This window comes from Bradyrhizobium sediminis, assembly GCF_018736085.1.
In the GTDB taxonomy this organism is placed as follows: Bacteria; Pseudomonadota; Alphaproteobacteria; order Rhizobiales; family Xanthobacteraceae; genus Bradyrhizobium; species Bradyrhizobium sediminis.
The window spans coordinates 1,767,124-1,786,811 of sequence record NZ_CP076134.1; the positions used below are offsets into that span (position 1 = coordinate 1,767,124).

The following is a 19,688-nucleotide window of genomic DNA, read 5'->3' on the forward strand; positions in this document are numbered from 1 at the left end:
AACGTTGATGCTCATCGCTGCGGGCTCACTTGACGAGGTGAAGCGTCTGGCCGGTCTTCTCCGGAACATTCGGCTGATGCAACGAAATAGCCTTTGCCACGGCGTTCGCAATGAGCTGGCCCCGGCTGTCGATGCCGGTCCAGTTCGCCTTGCGCCCGCGGGAATCGATTTCAAGAAGCTTTACGCCCGAGGGCACCTCGGTCCCGTCGCGGACGACGCCTCGCAGGATGCCGTCGAACGGCGCGCGTACCGGGATGTTTCCGAGATGGCCGACGACGTAATCCTTGAAGACACGCGTGCCGATTTCGATTGCCGTCTTCCATCGGCCGGAGCATTCCGAGCGGACGAAGCGTTCCCCCCAGTGATTTCCAAGGCGGCGCGACACGCCATCGGGCGGATCCGCCGGCCCTTGCCGGACGATCTGTCCCGCTTTGCCCGGCCACGTTTCGATCGCGACGTCACAATTGGAGCCGCCGCAAAAGCCGGGGCCGAGACCTATCGTCAATCGGGCGAGCCGGCGCAAATCGGGGGTGGCGAGATATTTCTGCATCCTGGCATCCACCAAAATATCCAGGCTGCGCAGGACAATGAGATCAAGCAGCCCAAGCTCGGTGACGAGAACGCCGGGCGCGCGTCCGAAACTGGCGCGAATTTCGAAGCCGGTGTCGGCCCGCTGCGCTGCAACGCCGGCAACGCTGACCGCATCCTCGAACAGCGCATCATGGAAGGCCATTTTTCGCCGGATCACCGGCGGCAACGGATCATGCGAAAGGACCACTCCATAGCCATTGCGGCGAAGCAGTACCGCGACGGCCGAAGCAATCTCGTTGGTGCCGAGAATCACGGCGAATCGATCAGGTGAATTGAGCCGCATAGTCTGGGTTCTCATGGCTGGCCGTCGAGTTCCATTCTGGAAGCAAGAGCCGGGCCGAGGAGATCGAGGCCAGAATAGAAGAGATAAAAAAACCACTGCGATCGACCGGATGCGGCATTTCAGTGCGGATATGGCGTTTCCGTCGTGATCGGACGCGGGACGCGCGTCATATCCGGAACAGTGCCGGCGTTGGATGTCGTAAACCCGACATCTGACGGCGTGCCTTCGCGCCAAAATGTGAAAATCGGAACGCTATTCCAGCGTTGCGGCGAGAGCCCGGTGCTGTTGGCGAGTTGGTTTGGACCTTGCAAGGAGAAGCCAGGAGATCGTCACAGCAGGAGCGAACGCGATGGCAATGGCCGGACCGGACATCGAACGTCTCATCAAGCAGGCCTTCCCGGATGCGCATGTCGTCGTCGTGGACCTCGCCGGGGACGGCGACCATTACGGCGCGCGCGTCACCTCCGCGGCCTTCACCGGCAAAAGCCGGATCCAGCAGCACCAGATGGTCTACGCCGCGCTGCAGGGGCAGATGGGGGGCGCCCTCCATGCGCTGGCTCTCGAAACCGTGGCGCCGAAGTAGTGGCCCTCGTCGGCATCCGGCGGGCCAAACGCAATCAACCATCGAGGAGAACAAGATGATGAGTTCAACGGCCGGGCGTATCAAGGACGTGATCGCAAGCAGCGACGTCGTGCTGTTCATGAAGGGCGTGCCGGCCGCGCCGCAATGCGGATTTTCCGCAGCCGTGGTGCAGATCCTCTCCAGCCTCGCGGTGCCGTTCAAGAGCGTCGATGTGCTCTCTGATCCGCAAATTCGCGAGGGCATCAAGACCTTCTCGAACTGGCCGACCATCCCGCAGCTCTACGTCAAGGGCGAATTCCTCGGCGGTTCCGACATCGTCAGGGAAATGTTTCAGGCCGGAGAGCTCAAGGCGTTGTTGAGCGACAAGGGAATTGCGACCACGACATGACAGACACGGCTGACATCGCGGAAGCATCCGATTTCGACCTCCCGCAGGTCTATAAACATCACGTCTTTGCCTGCCACACGCAGCGGCCGCCGGGCCATCCGCGTGGAAGCTGCGGGGCCTTGGGCGCCCAGCCGCTATGGGATCGGCTGGGCAAGGCGATCGAGACCGAAGGACTGGCCGAGATCGGCTTTACCGCCTCGGGCTGTCTCGGCTTCTGCAAGGCCGGTCCGCTGATGGTCGTCTATCCCGAGGGAGTCTGGTATCGGCCGACCACACCGGAGGATATCGACGAAATCGTCGAACAGCATTTCAAGCAGGGCAAGCGGGTGGATCGCCTCGTCATGGTGCTGACGCGGCGCTGAGCCGTCGCATTCCGTAGTCGAGAAAATGCTTCGCTCCTTGAAGGCGCCGAGCGGGTTTCAGGGGCCTGGAGATGGGCTGGGGCCGGCGTCCGATTGGGCTGTGCTTCGTCCGCTGCGCTTGGGGCGAAGGAGCGTCAGGCACTCGATGGATTGCGCGAGGTCAAGCGCCGAAAAGCCGTCCAGCATTTCCGGGGTGACGTCGGCCCCCTTTGCCAGCAAACGCTCGACGGCGGCCGCCTTGCCCGACGAGGCCGCGTACATCAGGGGCGTCGCGCCATTGTCGTTCCGATTGTCGAGGTCGATCCCGGCTTCGACCAGGGTGTCGATCAGATCCAGGTGGCCGCCGACGCAGGCGAGCCACAGCGCGTTGTTGCCATCGGCATTTCGTGCATTGACCTCGGCGCCCGCGGCAATCAGCAAGCGAACGATCTTGCCGTCGCCAATGTGGGATGCTCTCATCAGCGGTGTCGTGGCGTTGGCGATGACGGCGTTGACGCCGGCAGGCGGGAAATGCTGCGCGACCAGCCATTGCTCCAACCCAGCATCGGGCGCGCCGCTTCCGCTCGCCGGTGGCCTGCTGCGCCAGGCCTCGTATCCGCCGTCGAGGCTATAGACCTCGGAGAACCCGAAATCGGAAAAGATCTGCGCATATTCGCGGCTGGCGTTGCCGTGATAGCAATAGATCAGAACCGGCCGAATTCTGGCGGTGGCGTTGAGAACGCCCGACAGGTTGGCAGATGAAACGTGCTGCGCGCCATGGATGTGAGAGTTGTCGAAGGAGCCGGCGTCGCGAACGTCGAGCACGAGCAGATCGGCGCGCGAGATGAGAGCCCCGGCCTGCTGGATGTCGATGCGCTGGAACGGGGGGCGCAGTCTCATGCCGGGGTTTCCTTGAACGGTTGTATCCGCCTGCCCGGATAGGCAGGCAATGTCGAAATGCGGCCATCGATCAGAGGCCGTCCGACGGTGAAATGGTAGAGCGCCTGAAATTGCGTGGTGGCGATTCCAAGTATCTCATGCAGGGCATCGTCGAAGTAGCAACCAATGCCGGTGCCGCGCAGTCCGGCGGCTTCCGCCTCCAGGTAGAGGACGTGCCCGAGAAGTCCGGCTTCCCAGTGCAGCTGGCGGTAGCGCCAGGGGTTGGCGCTGACGATGGAGTCGAATTCGCTGAGCATGCTGAGCGCGAAGCAGCCGTCGCTGGCAATCGCCTGGTGGCAGTTCATGGTCCTCGCAATGACCCGGCAATCGGTTCGCAGCAGCCTGACAAAGGGAAGATGTGCCGGCGTTCTTTCCGGGGTCTGCCACTCGAAATCGCCGCGCAGTTGCCTGCGGAGAGCATGTGCCGCCGCGGTGCTTCGCGGCAATGCATAGACGCCGGGGTCGAGCCCATCGACCCGATGGACGAAGAAGATGGGATGAATACACGGCGCAAAATTCCAGACGTCCCAGGGAGCGTTCGGTCGATCGAGCAGGCAATCCAGCAGACGATAGAAGGTATCCGCGCTCATCCTGAATTTGCTGTCGAAGCGTTGCGCGCTGCGCCGGCCGAGGATGACATCTGTGGCGCGGGCTTCGGAGCTTTGCTGCAGGGGCGGATAGTTCGGAAAATCCGATCGCAAGCCGCTGCCCCGTCCCTGCGTGGCCTGGCTCACTTGCCCGATCGCGGGCCAGCGATAGAGGGGATGCGGATCGAGCAGGTTCGCCTGTCCGGCCCATTGATTTCGGTCGCTTTCAGGGGTGCCGGGAACGCCATGTTCCGGCGCCGGGTTCGTCGATGGGGCAGAGTCGATCGCAATCAGGAGCTCGGCGTCTTCGCCTTCCACGCCCGAAAAGGCATCGGTGCGATCGAGGCCCAGCAATGCCGCGAGTTCGGTGCTCGTCAGATCCTCGACCAGCGTCGCGCGCCATCCCAACGCGCCGGCGGCATAGCGCAGAGCGCCGAGGGCATGGCCGACATCGAGCTGACAATAGCGGAACGCGCGCTCGCCATACTTCCAGGCTTCCCGCCATTGCACCGATGAGAGGCCGATCCAGAGCCGGCCCGGCGCGCCGGATTGATCGTTGCTCCGGCATCGCAACTCCAGCAAATGATCGCGGCTCAAATAGTGGTGCAGCCCGTCGATGATGCCGGGCACGTTGCGGGAGAGAATGTAGGCTTCGGTCGGATGCAGATTGCCGCTCGATGGATTGCAGCGCAGCGCCCAGCGATCCGGCCCGTATTCCTTCCAGGCGGAGAGGCCAAAGGAAAGCTCCAGCAGCTTGCCGACCGTTTCGATCGTGAGCGCAGCCGGGGCAATTCCGCCGGGCGTGCAAGCCTGGGCAAAGCTCGTTGCAAGCTGGTCAGCGCCAAGATCGAGTTCAGTTCGCGCGCAGCCCGCGAATTCGCGGAACGGATTGGGCTGCGTGTCCCAGTCGAGCGTTTCGGGGCCGGCGGCGTAGCGCTTGAGCGTGTGCTTTGTCCGCGCGTGATAAGCGAAGACAATGTCCGCGGGGCTCAAGGCCTGTGTTGCCGCGACGTTCATTGCGACGGGGATATCGATGACGGAACAGGATCTGGGCAGGACACCGATACCGGCGGTCGGCTGCAGGCTTCGACGTCGTCGCCGACGGGGTCGCCAAGCAGGGTTGTGACCGGTTCGCGGTCGAAGCCCGCGCATCTTTGCCCTTCCGTTTCCACGAGCGGCCGCCGGATCAGCAGGGGATCGTCGAGCATCAGCGCGAGCGCGCTCGCGGCGTCGAGTTTTGCAGGCACGATCTCGCCGGACTTGACGCGCGGCGCGGCCGGATTGAACCACGCGGTCACCGGGGTTGATCCGAAAAAGCCGCGCAACGCCTCGGCGGTCCATGGTTCCGCTAGCAGGCTCTTTGCGATGACGGTATGACCGGCAGCCTCGAGCATCCGCCTCTGGCGCGCATTCGTCGCACAGCCCGGCTTCTGGTAGAACTGGATCGTCGCCATCCTGGCCAAACCTAGGCGGGAAGGCCGAGCTGGACCAGCGGCGCCGCGCCGTCCCGGCCGAGGATCGTATCCACCTTCTTCCGGACGTTCTCCAGGGTGAGCGGCTTGACCAGTGCGCCATGCGCGCCGGCCTTCAAACCATCCAGGGCGGTGGCTTCGTCAGACTTCGCGCAAATGATGAGAATGCGGACGCCGGGGAATTTCGCCACCAGTTCGCCGATCAATGCCGCGCCCCTCTGCTTCAGGAACGAGACGCCAAGCAGCACGACATGGGGCTTGAGCCAGTCGACGCCCTTTTCATAGGCCTCTTCGGGGCTCACCAGCTCGTGGGTTTCGATTTCGTCGTGCAACATGAACTGCAGCGCGGCGCGGGTGATCTCGTCATCGTCGATGACGAACACGCGCCGCTGGTCGACAGCCTTCGATGTTTCGACGCCGATCTGCATTTCAACCTCCTTTGTTTGCCGGCCATGTTCCGTCGTGTGCGGCCTCTCAGGGCTGCTAGCAATTTTCATTCCGTGCGATGCGGACGCAGCACTTGCACGGAAAGCGCCGGTGATCGGCGATGGACGGCGATCGTCCCGAACACGGGCCGGCTTTCTTGTCTGATTTCGAACAGGCGCCACACAGCCGGAGGGCCGCTGTCGGCTTCAAAACATCCAGCTGTTTTCAGAAAGCCGGGCGTTTCAGAAGCTGAATCATCAACTTAAGGGGAGTGGCACGGCGGTTGCTAATGAGGGTGCGGAACAAGGAGTGAGGGCTGAGTGCACGCAGACGCCTGACGAGCGATGCGCTCCTTCCCGTAACCCATGTGCCCGGTTCTGTAACAGAAACGAGTCTGGCGCTGATGCGCGGGCTCATTGGCAATCGGTTCATGGAGAACAAAATGGCTGCACTACGACAAATCGCGTTTTACGGCAAAGGGGGCATCGGCAAGTCGACGACCTCGCAGAACACGCTGGCGGCGCTGGCGGAGATGGGTCACAAGATCCTGATCGTCGGCTGCGACCCCAAGGCCGACTCGACCCGCCTGATCCTGCACGCCAAGGCGCAGGACACCATCCTCAGCCTGGCGGCGGCCGCCGGCAGCGTCGAAGACCTCGAAATCGAAGAGGTCATGAAGGTCGGTTACCGCGACATCCGCTGCGTCGAGTCCGGCGGTCCTGAGCCCGGCGTCGGCTGCGCCGGCCGCGGCGTCATCACCTCGATCAACTTCCTCGAGGAGAACGGCGCCTATGAAGACATCGACTACGTGTCCTACGACGTGCTCGGCGACGTCGTGTGCGGCGGCTTCGCGATGCCGATCCGCGAGAACAAGGCGCAGGAAATCTACATCGTGATGTCCGGCGAGATGATGGCGATGTATGCCGCCAACAACATCTCCAAGGGCATCTTGAAGTACGCCAATTCCGGCGGCGTGCGCCTCGGCGGCCTGGTCTGCAACGAGCGCCAGACCGACAAGGAACTCGAGCTGGCGGAAGCGATGGCCAAGAAGCTCGGCACCCATCTGATCTACTTCGTGCCGCGCGACAACATCGTGCAGCACGCGGAACTGCGCCGCATGACCGTGCTGGAGTATGCCCCGGACTCGGTTCAGGCCGGCCACTACCGCAGCCTCGCCGAGAAGATCCACAACAACGGCGGCAAGGGCATCATCCCGACCCCGATCACCATGGACGAACTCGAGGACATGCTGATGGAGCACGGCATCATGAAGCCGGTCGACGAAGCCATCGTCGGCAAGACCGCTGCCGAACTCGCCGCCGAAGCCGCGATCGCGGCGGCCTGAGGCCTTTCAGTCGACACTACCCGGTCCCTCGCAAGAGGGGCCGGCACTACCAACGGCATCCGTTCAACGAGATGCGATCGTGAATCCGGGGCGGCTGAAACGAGCAAGACAGCGCGAGGCAGAACAGCCGGCTTTGGAGCGGTTTGTGGTAGCAGCGGTGCAGCGAGAGCAGTCAATCGACGCAGTATCAGTGCTCCCCGCAGTGGAGCAGCCGACTACGCCGCGCGGTCGTGAACATATCGGAACCGCGGCCTACCGGGCGTTGACCGGAGGTCACCCGGCGGACGCCGTCATTGACGATGATGCCGGTTTCGACGGGCATGTGCTGGCCTCGATCCTGGCGGTTGCGGCAATGGAGGACGGCGTGCTGGCCGAGCGGGCGGGACTCGCGGCGGCCGATCTTGCCAGTCTCCTGGCACAGTGGTTTCCGGCGGCCTGCGGCACGGGTGTGGCCTGGTACGCACAGGACGCCGACGCCGAGGATGATGAGGTCGCCATGGTGCGCGATCTGTTGCTGACGCATCGCTCGAGCGAGGGCGACGCCGGTCGCTGGCTCGCCGCCATGATTGCCCGGCGCGCGATGGAACCGAACCATCTGTGGGAAGATCTCGGCCTGCGCGACCGCTCCGAACTCAGTCGCCTGCTGTCGCGGCATTTCGCTCCAATCGCCAACCGCAACACGCAAAACATGCGGTGGAAGCGCTTCTTTTACCGGGCGCTCTGCGAGTCCGACGGCTTCGTGATGTGCACGACGCCGGTTTGTACCGAATGCCGGGACTTCGATCTTTGTTTCGGCGACGAGAGTGGCGAGAGCCGGATGGCGGACCGGCGTCGCGAGGCATCCTTGCAGGTCGTTCTCTCCGCGACCGCAGCATCGCCCTCCCGGCCGCCGGAGTAATGATCATGGATCTGACGGCGACGACGCCCCCGATTGAGCTTGCTTCGGAACCATGCGCCGGCGCGGCAGTGGAAGTTCCGTTCGAGACGCAGCAGGGACTCCTGATCGGGAACGACTGCCTCGATTTGCTCCGCGAGGCCGGTCTGCGGCCGACGTATCAGCGCCTGGTGCTTGGCGGACTTCTGTTCTCGAAGGGCGGCCGTCATGTCACCGCCGACATGCTTTATACCGAGGCAACTTCGATCGGGATTCAGATCTCGCGGGCGACGGTCTATAATGCACTGAACCAGTTCACCAATGCCGGCCTGCTGCGCCAGATCGGCATCGATGGGTCGAAATCGTTCTTTGATACCAATCCGACCGGACATCACCATTTCTTCGTCGATTCTGAGGACAGGCTGCTCGACGTTCCGGAACCGGGCGTCTTGATCGACGTGCTGCCGCAACCGCTGCCGGGCTATGAGATTGCCGGGGTAGATGTCGTCGTCCACCTGCGCCGAAAGCAGGTTTGATCGACGCGTCGCATTTGCGACGCTGTCGCGATTGCGACAATCCGCGAATATATAAAAATGATCGAGTTATCAGCAGCTTAAGGCATGGACTGAGCGCTGGCATGCGGGTTGCTCTGCATCAGCTACGAGGTGGCGCTGCGAACCGCCGTCTCTCGTGAAGCCGCCACCGTGGTGAGGGTTCAATGATCGAGCAGCCGGCATCCGATAGCGCCAAATACCGCGGCGACCACCTCGATCGCGCCGCCGCGGCAAGACTCCTGCCGATCGTTCTCAACGACACCACGCTGCGCGACGGCGAGCAGGCGCCGGGCGTTGCCTTCACGACAGCGGAAAAGGTTGCGATCGCGCGCGCGCTGGCTTGCGCCGGCGTCCCGGAACTCGAGGCCGGTACGCCCGCGATGGGGCGCGAGGAGATCACCGCGATCCGCGCCATTGTCGCCGCGGAACTGCCGCTGACCACCATCGCCTGGTGCCGGATGCGGACCGAGGATGTCGACGCCGCGATCGCGGCCGGCGTGTCGATGGTCAATGTGTCGGTACCGGTTTCCGACGTCCAGATTGCGGCGAAGCTCGGCGGCAAGCGCTCCAACGCGATCGACATGGTCAAGCACGTCGTCGGATATGCGCGCGGCAAGGGCCTCGCCGTCGCCGTCGGCGGAGAGGATTCCTCCCGTGCCGATCGTGATTTTCTGATCGAAATCATCGCCACCGCGAAGGCCGCTGGTGCGCGACGGTTTCGCATCGCCGATACGCTGAGCGTGCTCGACCCGGATTCGAGCTACGCGCTGATGGCAGCGTTGCGCGCGACGACCGACCTCGAACTCGAGTTTCACGGCCACGACGATCTCGGACTTGCCACCGCCAATACGCTGGCGGCGATCAAGGCCGGCGCCACGCATGCTTCGGTCACCGTGATCGGGCTCGGCGAGCGCGCCGGCAACGCACCGCTTGAAGAAGTCGCGGTGGCCCTCCGGCAATTGTATGGGCGGGAGACCGGCATCGTGTTGTCCGAACTCGGCAACGTCGCCGCTATGGTCGCTGCGGCTGCGGCGCGCAGCATCCCGCTCAACAAGGCGATCGTGGGAGAGCATGTCTTCACCCACGAATCCGGTATCCATGTCGATGGATTGCTGAAGGATCAGCGCACCTACCAGTCGCTCGACCCGCTGCTGTTCGGCCGCTCGAATCGCATCGTCATCGGCAAGCATTCCGGCCTGTCGGCCATCACCTCCCTGCTCGCGGATCTGCAGTTGAAGGCAACGGCCGACCAGTTGCGCGGCATTCTCGCCCGGGTTCGCGAGCATGCGGTCTACAACAAGGGGCCGGTGGCGCGTGAGACCGTCATGCGCATCTGGCGCGAGGTTTGCGACCCCAGACTTCCCAATTGTGCGTGAGGCTGCCGGAGAGGTTGTCATGTCCGATGCCGTAGATGTGCAGGTCAGCGATCCCCTGGCGGATGTCCGGTTGCGGCTTCCTTCGCTGCTGCAGCTGATCAGGGAGGACATTGGCTGTGTTCGGCTGCGGGATCCTGCCGCCCGCAGCGAGCTGGAGACCCTGCTGACCTATCCGGGCGTCCATGCCCTGATCTGGCATCGTATCGCCCACCGCTTATGGGTCGCCGGCTGGAAGTTTCCGGCGCGGCTGTTGTCGTGGCTCGGCCGCTTCCTCTCCAATGTCGATATCCATCCGGCAGCGAAGATCGGGCATCGGTTCTTCATCGACCACGGCGCCTGCGTCGTCATCGGCGAGACTGCAGAGGTCGGCGACGACGTCACGCTGTATCACGGCGTAACGCTGGGCGGCACATCGTGGTCGCCGGGCAAGCGTCACCCCAGCCTGGAAGATCGCGTGGTCGTCGGCGCCGGCGCCAAGATTCTCGGGCCCATCACAATTGGACGGGGCACGCGGGTCGGGGCCAATTCGGTGGTGATCGAGAGCACGCCGCCTGAAGTGACCGTGGTCGGCATTCCGGCCAGGGTGGTGCGGCCGGAACTCAGCCATCGCCGCGTGGTCGGCCGCATCGATCTCGATCATCATTTGATGCCAGATCCGGTCGGGGAAGCGATCTCGGTCATGCTGGACCGGGTCGAGTTCCTCGAGGCACGGCTCGCGCACCTGCAGAAGCGCTTGCGCGACAGCAGCGGACCGATGCGGGAAGGCAGGGACGCCGCCCGCCCCGGTCCGCGCGCCGTCGAGCGAACTTGAAGGAGACCGGAAGATGAGTGGTGCACCCGTCGGCATGCTCGAGCAGTTGAACAAGGCTTCCTCCGCCGAGGACTTCTTCGCGCTGCTCGGCGTCGATTATGACCCCAAGCACGTCAACGTGGTGCGGCTGCACATTCTCAGGCGCATGGGGCAATATCTCGTGAGCGAGGATTTTACCGGGCAGCCTGACGAAGTCGTGGCGCAGCGCTGCAAGGCGGTGCTGGAGCAGGCCTATGCCGATTTCGTCACATCATCGCCGCTCGACCAGCGGGTGTTCAAGGTCCTGAAGGATGCGGTGGCGCCGCCCAAGCCGCCGGTATTCGTGCCCCTCACCACGCTCAAGTAAACCTGCTGCACGTTCGCGTCGGATCTCCGGTCTCGCCGAGCCGGACGGCCGGCGGCGAGCTATTTTGACGTCGCTTCCCGCAACGCTTCGTCGCCTCGCTGTCGCATTTGCGACGTGTCGGAATTGTCCCTGTCAGCGACCGCAGAACAATGTCCGGCCGGAAGTCCGCCTGTTCCCTCAAGTCATTGTCGTGACGTCGATATTTCATCGCGACCGCGATTGGTACGGCACTTGCTCTTGCCTTGTCGGGGCCATCAGGCTCGGAGCAATCGCATGCACATTGTCGTCTGCATCAAGCAAGTTCCGGATTCGGCGCAGATCCGGGTTCATCCGGTGACCAATACGATCATGCGCCAGGGGGTGCCGACCATCATCAACCCCTACGATCTGTTCGCGCTCGAGGCGGCCCTCGAGCTGCGCGACCAGTTCGGCGGCGAGGTCACGGTACTGACCATGGGGCCGCCCTCGGCCGAGGACAGCCTGCGCAAGGCGCTGACCTTCGGCGCCGACCGCGCCGTGCTGCTGACGGATCGCTTTTTCGCCGGCGCCGACACGCTGGCGACGACCTATGCGCTCGCCACCGCCATCCGCAAGATCGGCGAGACCTACGGCGCGCCGGATATCATCTTCACGGGCAAGCAGACCATCGATGGCGATACCGCCCAGGTCGGTCCCGGCATCGCCAAGCGCCTCGGTCTGCTGCAACTTACCTATGTCGCCAGGATCGGCACGCTCGATCTCGCCGCGCGCACCATCGAGGCCGAACGGCGGTCGGAGGGCGGGGTGCAAATCCTGCGCACCAGGCTGCCCTGCCTGATCACCATGCTGGAGGCGACCAACGAGATCCGGCGCGGAGCGATGATCGACGCGTTGCGGGCGGCGCGCGCCACGATCGTCAAATGGAGCGCGCAGGAGGCGGGAGTCGAAGACATCGCGAAATGCGGGCTGCGCGGTTCGCCGACCATCGTCAAGCGCGTGTTCGCCCCGCCGCCGCGCGCGGAGAAGGCGGCGCTGATCGACTTCGGCAGCCGGCCGCCCGCCGAAGCATTGATCGAGGATATTTTCAAGCGGCAGCCCAAGCTCGAAGCGGAACTCGTCGCGCTGGCGCGCGGATTCTGAAGGGGGGACCAGGATGAGCGAACCAACCAAGGCGGCAGCGCCCGCGGGCCGGGCGGCGACCAAGAAGGAACTGCCGGAGCACTTCAAGGGCTACAAGCACGTCTGGGTGTTCATCGAGCAGGAGCGCGGCCAGGTCCACCCCGTTTCGTGGGAACTGTTGGGCGCCGGGCGGCAGCTTGCCAACAAGCTGAAGGTCGATCTCGCCGCCGTGGTGATCGGGCCCGAGGGCGAGGCCACGCAGCATGCTGCCACCGAGGCCTTCTGCTACGGCGCCGATCTCGCTTACGTCGTTGCCGACGATATCCTTGCCGACTATCGCAACGAGTCCTACACCAAGGCCCTGACCGACGTCGTCAACGCCTACAAGCCGGAGATCCTGCTGCTTGGCGCGACCACGCTCGGCCGCGATCTCGCCGGCTCGGTGGCGACCACGCTGCTCACCGGACTGACCGCCGACTGCACGGCGCTCGACGTCGATGCCGACGGCTCGCTCGCCGCCACCCGCCCGACCTTCGGCGGATCTCTGATGTGCACCATCTATACGCTGAACTACCGGCCGCAGATGGCGACGGTGCGCCCGCGTGTGATGCCGATGCCGGAGCGCATCGAGCGCGAGCCCGGCCGTATCGTCACCCATCCGCTCGGCCTGGTCGAGGCCGACATCGTCACCAAGGTGCTCTCGTTCCTGCCCGATCGTGAATCCGCGAAGTCGAATCTCGCTTATGCCGATGTCGTGGTGGCGGGCGGGCTCGGGCTCGGATCGCCGGAGAATTTCCAGCTGGTGCGCCAGCTCGCTTCCGTGCTGGGCGCGGAATACGGCTGCTCGCGTCCGCTGGTGCAGAAGGGCTGGGTCACGTCCGATCGCCAGATCGGCCAGACCGGCAAGACCATCCGGCCGAGACTGTACATCGCCGCCGGAATTTCGGGGGCGATCCAGCACCGGGTCGGAGTCGAAGGCGCCGATCTCATCGTCGCCATCAACACCGACAAGAATGCGCCGATCTTCGATTTCGCCCATGTCGGAATCATCACCGACGCGATCCGGCTGCTGCCGGCATTGACTGAAGCGTTCCGCGCGCGGCTGTCGCCGCATTCGCGCGACCGGATCGCAAGCTAGAGGAGGGTGCCATGATCGAGGAAAGATTTGATGCGATCGTCGTCGGCGCCGGAATGGCGGGCAACGCCGCCGCGCTGACGCTGGCCCAGCGCGGCCTCAAGGTGCTGCAGCTCGAACGCGGCGAATATTCCGGATCGAAGAACGTCCAGGGCGCGATCCTCTATGCCGATATGCTCGAGAAGCTGATCCCGGATTTTCGCGAGGATGCGCCGCTCGAACGTCATCTGGTCGAGCAACGGTTCTGGATGATGGACGACCGCGCCCATGTCGGGCTGCACTACCGTTCCGACGACTTCAACGAGGAGCGTCCCAACCGTTACACCATCATCCGCGCGCAATTCGACAAGTGGTTCTCGTCCAAGGTGCGGGAGGCGGGGGCGACCGTGCTGTGCGAGACCACGGTGACCGAATTGGCGCAGGATGCCTATGGCCGGGTGATCGGCGTGCGGACCGACCGGCACGACGGCGAGGTGCACGCCGATGTGGTCGTGCTGGCCGAGGGTGTCAACGGGTTGCTCGGCACCCGTGCCGATCTGCGTGCGAGACCGCGGCCAGACAATGTCGCGCTGGCCGTCAAGGAAATGCATTTCCTGCCGCGCGAGACCATCGAGGCCCGCTTCAACCTCAAGGGCGACGAAGGCACCGTGATCGAGGCGGCCGGCACCATCTCGCGCGGCATGACCGGGATGGGCTTCATCTATGCGAACAAGGAGTGCGTGTCGCTCGGGATCGGATGCCTGGTGGCTGATTTCGAGAAGACCGGGGAGACGCCCTACGGGCTGCTCGAGCGGTTCAAGCGTCACCCTTCGGTGGCGCCGCTGATCGAGGGCTCCGAGGTGAAGGAATATTCCGCCCATCTCATTCCCGAGGGCGGCTACAACGCGATCCCGCAGCTCTACGGTGAAGGCTGGGTTGTGGTCGGCGACGCCGCCCAGCTCAACAACGCCATTCACCGCGAGGGCTCGAACCTCGCCATGACCTCCGGCCGTATTGCCGCGGAGGCGATCTTCCAGGTCAAGTCGCGCCGGGATCCGATGACCAAGGAGAACCTGTCGCTCTACAAGAAGATGCTGGACGACTCCTTCGTCATCAAGGATCTGAAGAAGTACAAGGATATGCCGCAGCTGATGCATATCCAGTCGCAGAACTTCTTCCTCACCTATCCGCAGCTCGTCTCCAAGGCGATGCAGAATTTCGTGCGCGTCGACGGCACGCCCAAGATCGACAAGGAGAAGACCACACTGCGATCGTTCGTCAAGGCGCGGTCATGGATGGGCCTGTTCGGCGATGCCTACCGCTTCGCCCGGGCATGGCGATAGAGCATGATCCGGAAAAGCGGGAACCGGTTTTCCGAAGAGGTCATGCTCAATAATGCGGACCTTTGAGCACGGTCCCAACGATGGAGATCGAACATGACGACTGAGCTCGCTGTGCGTGTCGAGGACAAGCTATTCTACAACCGTTATCTCGTCGATGCCGGCCGTGCCCACATCAAGGTGCGGCCGCACACGGTGCCGTCGCCGGCGCTGCTCACCTTGCTCAAGGTCTGCCCGGCGCGGTGCTACGAACTCAACGATAGCGGTCAGGTGGAGGTCACCGTCGACGGCTGCGTGGAATGCGGCACCTGCCGGGTGATCGGCGAGCCGGGCGGCGATATCGAATGGAGTTATCCGCGCGGCGGCTACGGTGTGCTGTTCAAGTTCGGTTGATGGCCGGCGCGGCGTCCTGCGGCGATATTCCCAGGCTGAAGAGAGGGTGACATGGGCGATCTTTCGGTGGCGCTGCAGTCGGCAAGCATCCTGCTGCGCGAAGGCGTCGAGGCGATGCTGGTGATCGCCGCCCTGGCCGCTTTCCTTCGCCGGGCCGGAGCGTCGGGCGAATTGAAGGCGGTCTATCTCGGCACCACGCTCGCCATCCTCGCCAGCGTGCTGGCGGCGGTGGTGTTCGACGTCTTTCTCGGGGGCGCCCATGACGACCGGGTCGAAGCCGCGGTGATGCTACTGGCTTCGGCGCTGATGTTCTACATGAGCGGCTGGCTGTTCCTGCGTCAGGACCCCGCCGCCTGGAACGCGACCCTGCACCGTTCGGCGGAACGCGCGCTGTCGTCGGGCGCCTCGCTGTCCCTCGGTTCCATCGCCTTCCTTGCGGTGTTCCGGGAAGGCGGCGAGACCGTGCTGTTCCTTCACGTGCTGGCGCGGTCGAGCGGCGGCTGGACCGCCGGCCTCAATGTCGGACTGCTCGCGGCACTGCTCTGTCTGTTCGCGCTCTACGGTGCGATGCAGTGGCTCGCATTTCGCCTGCCGCTGCGGCCGGTGTTCCTGCTGACGTCGGCGTTTCTGTTCCTGATGGGGCTGCGCTTCATCGGCGGTGCCGTTCAGGAATTGCAGGAGCAGGCGCTGGTCTCCTATGACGCCGTGGCCGCGCCGGACTGGTTGCTCGCACTGGGCATCAACCCGACCTGGGAGGCATTCGCTGCGCAGTTGGTGATTGCCGCGCTTGCTGCCGGAAGCACCCTGGCAATGTACAGCCGGCGTCCGCTCGCCATGGTGGCTGCGAAACGCCGGCCGTAACCACCCATGATTATTCGGCCGCGACCGCCGGCTCGATGGCGCTTGCCTCGATCGCCACGGCCACCGATTGAATGATGGCGGCGAAGCGGACCGCCGTCTGGATCGAGGCCGATGCAACGCCGGCATCATGCAGCGCCTTCTCGTGGGCGTCGATGCAAGCGCCGCAGCCGTTGATCGCCGAGACCGCCAGCGACCACAGTTCGAAGTCGACCTTGGCGACGCCAGGATTGGCGATCACGTTCATGCGCAGCCGCGCCGGCATCGTCGCGTATTCCTTGTTCGAGGCGAGGTGCACGAACCGGTAGTAGATGTTGTTCATCGCCATCACGGATGCGGCCGACTTCGTGGCCGCGAGTGCCTCCGGCGTGAGCTTGTCGGCCGCAAGCACCTCCATCGCGGTTATCACGGCCGGGTTGCGCGTCGCGATTGCGGCGGCGAGGAAGAGCCCGTATTTGGCCTGCGTGCCCAGCGTTTCGTCGGACGCCATCGACGTCAGGTTGAGCCTGACGTCCTTGGCGAAATCCGGAATTCTGTCCTTCAGAGCGTCGATCGACATGAGCCCTCACGCCACCTTGAGGGTTTCGCCGCCGATTTCGCGGTTGCAAGGACACAATTCGTCGGTCTGCAAGGCGTCGAGCACGCGAAGCGTGTCCTTCGGGCTGCGGCCGACATTGAGGTTGGTGGCGTAGACGTGCTGGATCACGTTGTCGGGATCGGCAATGAAGGTGTAGCGGTAGGCGACGCCATCCGGCGAGCGGACGCCGAGGCCGTCCACCAGCGAGCCGTTGCTGTCGGCGAACTGCCAGATCGGCAGGTGATGCAGATCCTTGTGCTCGCGCCGCCAGGCCAGCTTGCAGAACTCGTTGTCGGTCGAGCCGCCGAGCACCACGGCGTCGCGGTCGGCGAAATCCCTCGACAATCGCGCGAATTCGGCGATCTCGGTGGGACATACGAAGGTGAAGTCCTTCGGATAGAAGAAGATGATCTTCCACTTTCCGGGGAAGCTCGCTTCCGTCAGCGGCTCGAAGGCGCTCTGTCCCTTCTCCTCCTGCAGGTGAAAGCCGGGCTTCACGCCGACAACGGTGAATGAGGGCAGCTTGTCTCCAATTCCGAGCATCTTCTAACTCCATAGAGGATTTGATTTTGGTTGGGCCATGGTTCCGGTGAAGCAAGCGATATGCCATCGAGGAATCCGGCGGACGTATCGATCAGGTCCGGCCCCGCGCCTTGGCCGGCCGCTGCGTCCGTTCCGGATACCAGTGAAACGCCTTTGATCTGAGCAAAGACCATCATGGCCTCGGCAAGCCCGAGCAGGTCCCACGATCGAAGCGTGATCCGCGCCAGGAGTCGCGCCCCGCGGCCGTCGGCCCCGAGGGCAAGGACCACGATGACCTCGCCATGGCCGAGCATTGATTTCGAGACGATGCGTGCCGGCAGGACGTTGAGGATCGAGCTGGTGTCCGGCGCCGTGCGGGCAATGGAGACATCGCTGGCGGCGATGTGCAGCCGTTGCCGCTTGCCGGCGGCGACCGCTGGCGCCGGCACCAGCAGGTGCCCGCCGGCGACGCGCAGCGTCAGCAATCCATAACCGGCATCATGGGCTTCGACCATTGCGTCCAGGCTGATTGCCGCTTCGCGGGTAGCGGCGAGCGGCAGCGAAGGGTCGCTTTGCAGGACCTGCAGCGGCCCCGCCGCCACGACATGACCGTGCTGCATGAGTATCAGGTGATCGGCGAGCCGCTCGATCTCCGCCATGTCGTGACTGATGTAGATCACCGGCAGCGAAAGCCGCTCGTGCAGCCGCTCGAGGAATGGCAGGATCTCGTTCTTGGTCAGGCGGTCCAGCGCCGACAGCGGCTCGTCCATCAGCAGCAATTTTGGCTGCGACAGCAGGGCGCGGCCGATGGCGACGCGCTGCCGCTCGCCGCCGGAGAGATTTTGCGGCGACCGGTCCAACAGCCTCGCGAGGCCGAGCAGGTCGATCACCTCGTCGAAGCCGATGCCGTCGGCTCTCGGCGCCAGCACGTCTCGTGGCGCGCCGTAAAGTAGATTGCGTCTGACCGAGAGATGCGGGAACAGGCTCGCTTCCTGGAACACGTAGCCGATCGGTCGCTGGTGGGCCTTTCGAAAGCCGGATTGGTCCTGCCAGATCTCGCCATCGACCGCGCAGAAGCTTCCGGGCAGATAGTGCAGGCCGGCCAGACAGCGTGCGACGGTGGTCTTGCCGCAGCCGGAAGGGCCGAAAATGGCAGTTGCGCCCGTTGCCGGAGCAGAGAAGCTGGCATCCAGTTGAAATCCTCCGAGGCGGCCGCGGAACGCTGCCTGAATCTGGCCGGGCGTCTGCGCGGTCATGGGCGGACCGCCGCGCTGCGCTTGTCGATCAGAGTCATCGCCAGGATCACCGCGAAGGCGAAGATCACCATGCCACCGGCGAGGATATTGGCCTCGCGCCACCGCGACGCCTCGACATAGTCGAATATCGCGACCGACAGCACCTTGGTCTGGCCTGGGATATTGCCGCCGATCATCAGCACCAGACCGAATTCCCCGACGGTATGGGCGAATCCAAGCACGGCGCCGGTCAGGAAGCCCGGCCGCGCCAGCGGCACCGCCACCGTCCAGAATGTGCGCCGCGGCGAGGCGCGCAGCGTCGCGGCGACCTCCAGCGGCCGGTCGCCGATCGCCGCGAATGCGTTGCGGATCGGCTGCACCACGAACGGCATCGAGTAGAGCACCGATCCGACCACCAGGCCCTCGAAGGTGAAGGCGAGGGTGCGTCCGCCCCAGAGGCCTGCGATCCATCCGCCGGGCCCGTTGGGCCCAAGCGTCACCAGCAGGTAGAAGCCGAGAACGGTCGGCGGCAGCACCAGGGGCAGCGCAATCACCGCTGCAATCGCTTCCGTCCACCAGGCTTTCGAGCGCGCCAGCCACCAGGCGAGCGGCGTGCCGACCAGAAGCAGGATCACGGTCGTAACCGCCGCCAGTTCAACCGTGAGCCGGACCGATTGCCAGATGTCGTCGGCGAGGCCGTCCATTCAGCTTTGTCCGTCGAGCACGTAACCGTATTTTTCGATGATGACGCGCGCTTCCGGGCTCTTGAGGAAGGCGATAAAGCCAGTGGCTGCCTCGTTCGAAGCCCCGCTCTTGAGCAGCACCGCATCCTGGCGGATCGGCGAATAGAGTTCCTGCGGGACCAGCCAGCGCGAACCGGTCGCGGGTCCCGTTAGTTGCGACAGCGCCACGAAGCCGAGTTCGGCGTTGCCGGTTTCGACGAACTGGTAGGCCTGAATGACCGTGGCGCCCTCGACCAGCTTCGGCTTCAGCATGTCGTAAACCTTGAGGGATTTCATCGTCTCCACGGCTGCCGCACCATAGGGCGCCGCGACCGGATTGATGATCGATAGTTTTGCGAAGGAAGCGGCCTTGAGGGTCGCTTCGCCCTTCACGAGGTTTGGTGTCTTGCTCCACAGCACGAGTTTGCCGACCGCATAGGTGAAGTTGCTGCCGGGGACTGCCAGTCCGTCATCGACCAGTTTCTTCGGACGGGCGTCGTCGGCGGAGAGAAGAACCTGAAACGGCGCGCCCTGCGTGATCTGGCTGTAGAATTGACCGCTGGAGCCAAAGCTCAGCACGGCCTCGTGGCCGGTCTTGGCCCTGAACGCGGCGGCGATCTCCTTGGCAGCGGCCGTGAAGTTGGCGGCGACGGCGACGTTGGTCTGCGCCGCGGGCACGCTGGTGGTTGTGAGGACCCAGGCCGCGATCGCGGCGGCGAGTTGAATGGTTCTGGCAAGTCTCATCGTCAGCTCCTGGTCTCGCTCTGGCGGACCCGCGGGCCCGCCCCGATGCCGTCATCTCAGCAAGCCGCGTGCCGCAACCGTGTTGGTCCGGCGATTGCTTATCCGAGAAGGCAACGGGGTGTTTTCGGTGACGGGCCGGTCAAACCCCGCCGTCATTGTCGCAGTTCCG

The 19,688-nt window shown here is 64.2% G+C and carries 24 protein-coding genes; 14 read left to right on the forward strand and 10 right to left on the reverse strand.

What is annotated here, in order from left to right:
- Positions 1-25: 25 nt before the first annotated feature.
- Positions 26-1,108 carry a xanthine dehydrogenase gene (locus KMZ29_RS08490; RefSeq protein WP_369810089.1) on the reverse strand — a complete coding sequence of 361 codons (1,083 nt, stop codon included), beginning with the start codon at positions 1,106-1,108 and terminating at the stop codon, positions 26-28.
- A 115-nt stretch (positions 1,109-1,223) separates the two neighbouring features.
- Here KMZ29_RS08490 and KMZ29_RS08495 point away from each other — a divergent pair, with 115 nt between their 5' ends.
- The 3 genes from KMZ29_RS08495 to KMZ29_RS08505 are packed head-to-tail and all read left to right on the forward strand — an operon-like array spanning position 1,224 to position 2,207.
- A complete protein-coding gene (locus KMZ29_RS08495) occupies positions 1,224-1,457 on the forward strand; it encodes a BolA/IbaG family iron-sulfur metabolism protein (RefSeq protein WP_215623284.1) in 234 nt (77 codons plus the stop codon).
- 55 nt (positions 1,458-1,512) lie between these two features.
- A complete protein-coding gene (gene grxD, locus KMZ29_RS08500) occupies positions 1,513-1,845 on the forward strand; it encodes a Grx4 family monothiol glutaredoxin (RefSeq protein WP_215623285.1) in 333 nt (110 codons plus the stop codon).
- A complete protein-coding gene (locus KMZ29_RS08505; protein ID WP_215623286.1) occupies positions 1,842-2,207 on the forward strand; it encodes a (2Fe-2S) ferredoxin domain-containing protein in 366 nt (121 codons plus the stop codon). Before grxD ends, KMZ29_RS08505 begins: the two co-directional genes overlap by 4 nt.
- Before the next feature lie 57 nt (positions 2,208-2,264).
- Here the strand turns inward: KMZ29_RS08505 and KMZ29_RS08510 are convergent, their stop codons facing one another.
- From KMZ29_RS08510 to KMZ29_RS08525, 4 genes are all read right to left on the reverse strand, one after another.
- Positions 2,265-3,017 (reverse strand): ankyrin repeat domain-containing protein, encoded by a 753-nt coding sequence (locus KMZ29_RS08510; RefSeq protein WP_249779932.1) that lies wholly within the window; start codon positions 3,015-3,017, stop codon positions 2,265-2,267.
- A gap of 65 nt (positions 3,018-3,082) precedes the next feature.
- Positions 3,083-4,729, reverse strand: a complete 1,647-nt coding sequence (locus KMZ29_RS08515) for a SagB/ThcOx family dehydrogenase (protein WP_215623288.1) — start codon at positions 4,727-4,729, stop codon at positions 3,083-3,085.
- Positions 4,726-5,166: an ArsC/Spx/MgsR family protein gene (locus tag KMZ29_RS26980; RefSeq protein WP_215623289.1), complete on the reverse strand. Its 441-nt coding sequence runs from the start codon at positions 5,164-5,166 to the stop codon at positions 4,726-4,728. The genes KMZ29_RS08515 and KMZ29_RS26980 overlap by 4 nt, the downstream gene beginning before the upstream one ends.
- Positions 5,167-5,177: 11 nt before the next feature.
- The gene (locus KMZ29_RS08525; RefSeq protein ID WP_215623290.1) at positions 5,178-5,612 is read right to left on the reverse strand and encodes a response regulator; all 435 of its coding nucleotides are present in this window, start codon (positions 5,610-5,612) and stop codon (positions 5,178-5,180) included.
- Between the two features lie 440 nt (positions 5,613-6,052).
- Between KMZ29_RS08525 and nifH the strand changes: the two genes are divergently transcribed.
- From nifH to KMZ29_RS08580, 11 genes are all read left to right on the forward strand, one after another.
- Positions 6,053-6,955 carry a nitrogenase iron protein gene (nifH, locus tag KMZ29_RS08530; protein WP_215605566.1) on the forward strand — a complete coding sequence of 301 codons (903 nt, stop codon included), beginning with the start codon at positions 6,053-6,055 and terminating at the stop codon, positions 6,953-6,955.
- A 190-nt stretch (positions 6,956-7,145) separates the two neighbouring features.
- Positions 7,146-7,853, forward strand: coding sequence for a nitrogen fixation protein NifQ (locus tag KMZ29_RS08535; protein WP_369810120.1), 708 nt, complete (start codon positions 7,146-7,148; stop codon positions 7,851-7,853).
- Between the two features lie 5 nt (positions 7,854-7,858).
- Positions 7,859-8,365, forward strand: a complete 507-nt coding sequence (irr, locus tag KMZ29_RS08540; protein ID WP_215623291.1) for a Fur family transcriptional regulator Irr — start codon at positions 7,859-7,861, stop codon at positions 8,363-8,365.
- Positions 8,366-8,547: 182 nt separating this feature from the next.
- Complete coding sequence (gene nifV, locus KMZ29_RS08545; protein ID WP_215623292.1) at positions 8,548-9,759, forward strand: homocitrate synthase; 1,212 nt, start codon at positions 8,548-8,550, stop codon at positions 9,757-9,759.
- A 19-nt stretch (positions 9,760-9,778) separates the two neighbouring features.
- Positions 9,779-10,570 (forward strand): serine O-acetyltransferase, encoded by a 792-nt coding sequence (cysE, locus tag KMZ29_RS08550; RefSeq protein WP_215623293.1) that lies wholly within the window; start codon positions 9,779-9,781, stop codon positions 10,568-10,570.
- 13 nt (positions 10,571-10,583) lie between these two features.
- A complete protein-coding gene (nifW, locus tag KMZ29_RS08555) occupies positions 10,584-10,916 on the forward strand; it encodes a nitrogenase stabilizing/protective protein NifW (RefSeq protein ID WP_215623294.1) in 333 nt (110 codons plus the stop codon).
- A gap of 273 nt (positions 10,917-11,189) precedes the next feature.
- A complete protein-coding gene (locus KMZ29_RS08560) occupies positions 11,190-12,035 on the forward strand; it encodes an electron transfer flavoprotein subunit beta/FixA family protein (RefSeq protein WP_215623295.1) in 846 nt (281 codons plus the stop codon).
- Positions 12,036-12,048: 13 nt separating this feature from the next.
- A complete protein-coding gene (locus KMZ29_RS08565) occupies positions 12,049-13,152 on the forward strand; it encodes an electron transfer flavoprotein subunit alpha/FixB family protein (protein WP_215623296.1) in 1,104 nt (367 codons plus the stop codon).
- Between the two features lie 11 nt (positions 13,153-13,163).
- Complete coding sequence (locus KMZ29_RS08570; protein WP_215623297.1) at positions 13,164-14,471, forward strand: FAD-dependent oxidoreductase; 1,308 nt, start codon at positions 13,164-13,166, stop codon at positions 14,469-14,471.
- Positions 14,472-14,564: 93 nt separating this feature from the next.
- On the forward strand, positions 14,565-14,861 hold the full coding sequence (locus tag KMZ29_RS08575; RefSeq protein ID WP_215605615.1) for a ferredoxin family protein: 297 nt from the start codon (positions 14,565-14,567) through the stop codon (positions 14,859-14,861).
- A 51-nt stretch (positions 14,862-14,912) separates the two neighbouring features.
- Positions 14,913-15,722 (forward strand): FTR1 family iron permease, encoded by an 810-nt coding sequence (locus tag KMZ29_RS08580; protein WP_215623298.1) that lies wholly within the window; start codon positions 14,913-14,915, stop codon positions 15,720-15,722.
- Positions 15,723-15,732: 10 nt separating this feature from the next.
- Here the strand turns inward: KMZ29_RS08580 and ahpD are convergent, their stop codons facing one another.
- From ahpD to modA, 5 genes are read right to left on the reverse strand one after another with little or no spacing between them, the layout of a single operon-like run.
- A complete protein-coding gene (gene ahpD / locus KMZ29_RS08585) occupies positions 15,733-16,278 on the reverse strand; it encodes an alkylhydroperoxidase, AhpD family (RefSeq protein WP_215623299.1) in 546 nt (181 codons plus the stop codon).
- Positions 16,279-16,284: 6 nt separating this feature from the next.
- Positions 16,285-16,839: a peroxiredoxin gene (locus KMZ29_RS08590; protein ID WP_215623300.1), complete on the reverse strand. Its 555-nt coding sequence runs from the start codon at positions 16,837-16,839 to the stop codon at positions 16,285-16,287.
- Positions 16,791-18,074 carry a molybdenum ABC transporter ATP-binding protein gene (gene modC / locus KMZ29_RS08595; RefSeq protein ID WP_215624198.1) on the reverse strand — a complete coding sequence of 428 codons (1,284 nt, stop codon included), beginning with the start codon at positions 18,072-18,074 and terminating at the stop codon, positions 16,791-16,793. Before modC ends, KMZ29_RS08590 begins: the two co-directional genes overlap by 49 nt.
- Entirely contained in the window at positions 18,071-18,757 is a 687-nt protein-coding gene (gene modB / locus KMZ29_RS08600) for a molybdate ABC transporter permease subunit (protein WP_215623301.1), read from the reverse strand. The genes modC and modB overlap by 4 nt, the downstream gene beginning before the upstream one ends.
- Entirely contained in the window at positions 18,758-19,519 is a 762-nt protein-coding gene (gene modA / locus KMZ29_RS08605; RefSeq protein ID WP_215623302.1) for a molybdate ABC transporter substrate-binding protein, read from the reverse strand. It lies immediately after the preceding gene.
- Between the last annotated feature and the right edge of the window lie 169 nt (positions 19,520-19,688).

Coding starts and splice junctions, on each gene's coding strand:
- KMZ29_RS08495 (WP_215623284.1), top strand. CDS start 1,224: ATGGCAATGGCCGGACCGGACATCGAACGTCTCATCAAGCAGGCCTTC.
- grxD (WP_215623285.1), top strand. CDS start 1,513: ATGATGAGTTCAACGGCCGGGCGTATCAAGGACGTGATCGCAAGCAGC.
- KMZ29_RS08505 (WP_215623286.1), top strand. CDS start 1,842: ATGACAGACACGGCTGACATCGCGGAAGCATCCGATTTCGACCTCCCG.
- KMZ29_RS08515 (WP_215623288.1), bottom strand. CDS start 4,729: ATGAACGTCGCGGCAACACAGGCCTTGAGCCCCGCGGACATTGTCTTC.
- KMZ29_RS26980 (WP_215623289.1), bottom strand. CDS start 5,166: ATGGCGACGATCCAGTTCTACCAGAAGCCGGGCTGTGCGACGAATGCG.
- KMZ29_RS08525 (WP_215623290.1), bottom strand. CDS start 5,612: ATGCAGATCGGCGTCGAAACATCGAAGGCTGTCGACCAGCGGCGCGTG.
- nifH (WP_215605566.1), top strand. CDS start 6,053: ATGGCTGCACTACGACAAATCGCGTTTTACGGCAAAGGGGGCATCGGC.
- irr (WP_215623291.1), top strand. CDS start 7,859: ATGGATCTGACGGCGACGACGCCCCCGATTGAGCTTGCTTCGGAACCA.
- nifV (WP_215623292.1), top strand. CDS start 8,548: ATGATCGAGCAGCCGGCATCCGATAGCGCCAAATACCGCGGCGACCAC.
- cysE (WP_215623293.1), top strand. CDS start 9,779: ATGTCCGATGCCGTAGATGTGCAGGTCAGCGATCCCCTGGCGGATGTC.
- nifW (WP_215623294.1), top strand. CDS start 10,584: ATGAGTGGTGCACCCGTCGGCATGCTCGAGCAGTTGAACAAGGCTTCC.
- KMZ29_RS08560 (WP_215623295.1), top strand. CDS start 11,190: ATGCACATTGTCGTCTGCATCAAGCAAGTTCCGGATTCGGCGCAGATC.
- KMZ29_RS08565 (WP_215623296.1), top strand. CDS start 12,049: ATGAGCGAACCAACCAAGGCGGCAGCGCCCGCGGGCCGGGCGGCGACC.
- KMZ29_RS08570 (WP_215623297.1), top strand. CDS start 13,164: ATGATCGAGGAAAGATTTGATGCGATCGTCGTCGGCGCCGGAATGGCG.
- KMZ29_RS08575 (WP_215605615.1), top strand. CDS start 14,565: ATGACGACTGAGCTCGCTGTGCGTGTCGAGGACAAGCTATTCTACAAC.
- KMZ29_RS08580 (WP_215623298.1), top strand. CDS start 14,913: ATGGGCGATCTTTCGGTGGCGCTGCAGTCGGCAAGCATCCTGCTGCGC.
- ahpD (WP_215623299.1), bottom strand. CDS start 16,278: ATGTCGATCGACGCTCTGAAGGACAGAATTCCGGATTTCGCCAAGGAC.
- KMZ29_RS08590 (WP_215623300.1), bottom strand. CDS start 16,839: ATGCTCGGAATTGGAGACAAGCTGCCCTCATTCACCGTTGTCGGCGTG.
- modC (WP_215624198.1), bottom strand. CDS start 18,074: ATGACCGCGCAGACGCCCGGCCAGATTCAGGCAGCGTTCCGCGGCCGC.
- modB (WP_215623301.1), bottom strand. CDS start 18,757: ATGGACGGCCTCGCCGACGACATCTGGCAATCGGTCCGGCTCACGGTT.
- modA (WP_215623302.1), bottom strand. CDS start 19,519: ATGAGACTTGCCAGAACCATTCAACTCGCCGCCGCGATCGCGGCCTGG.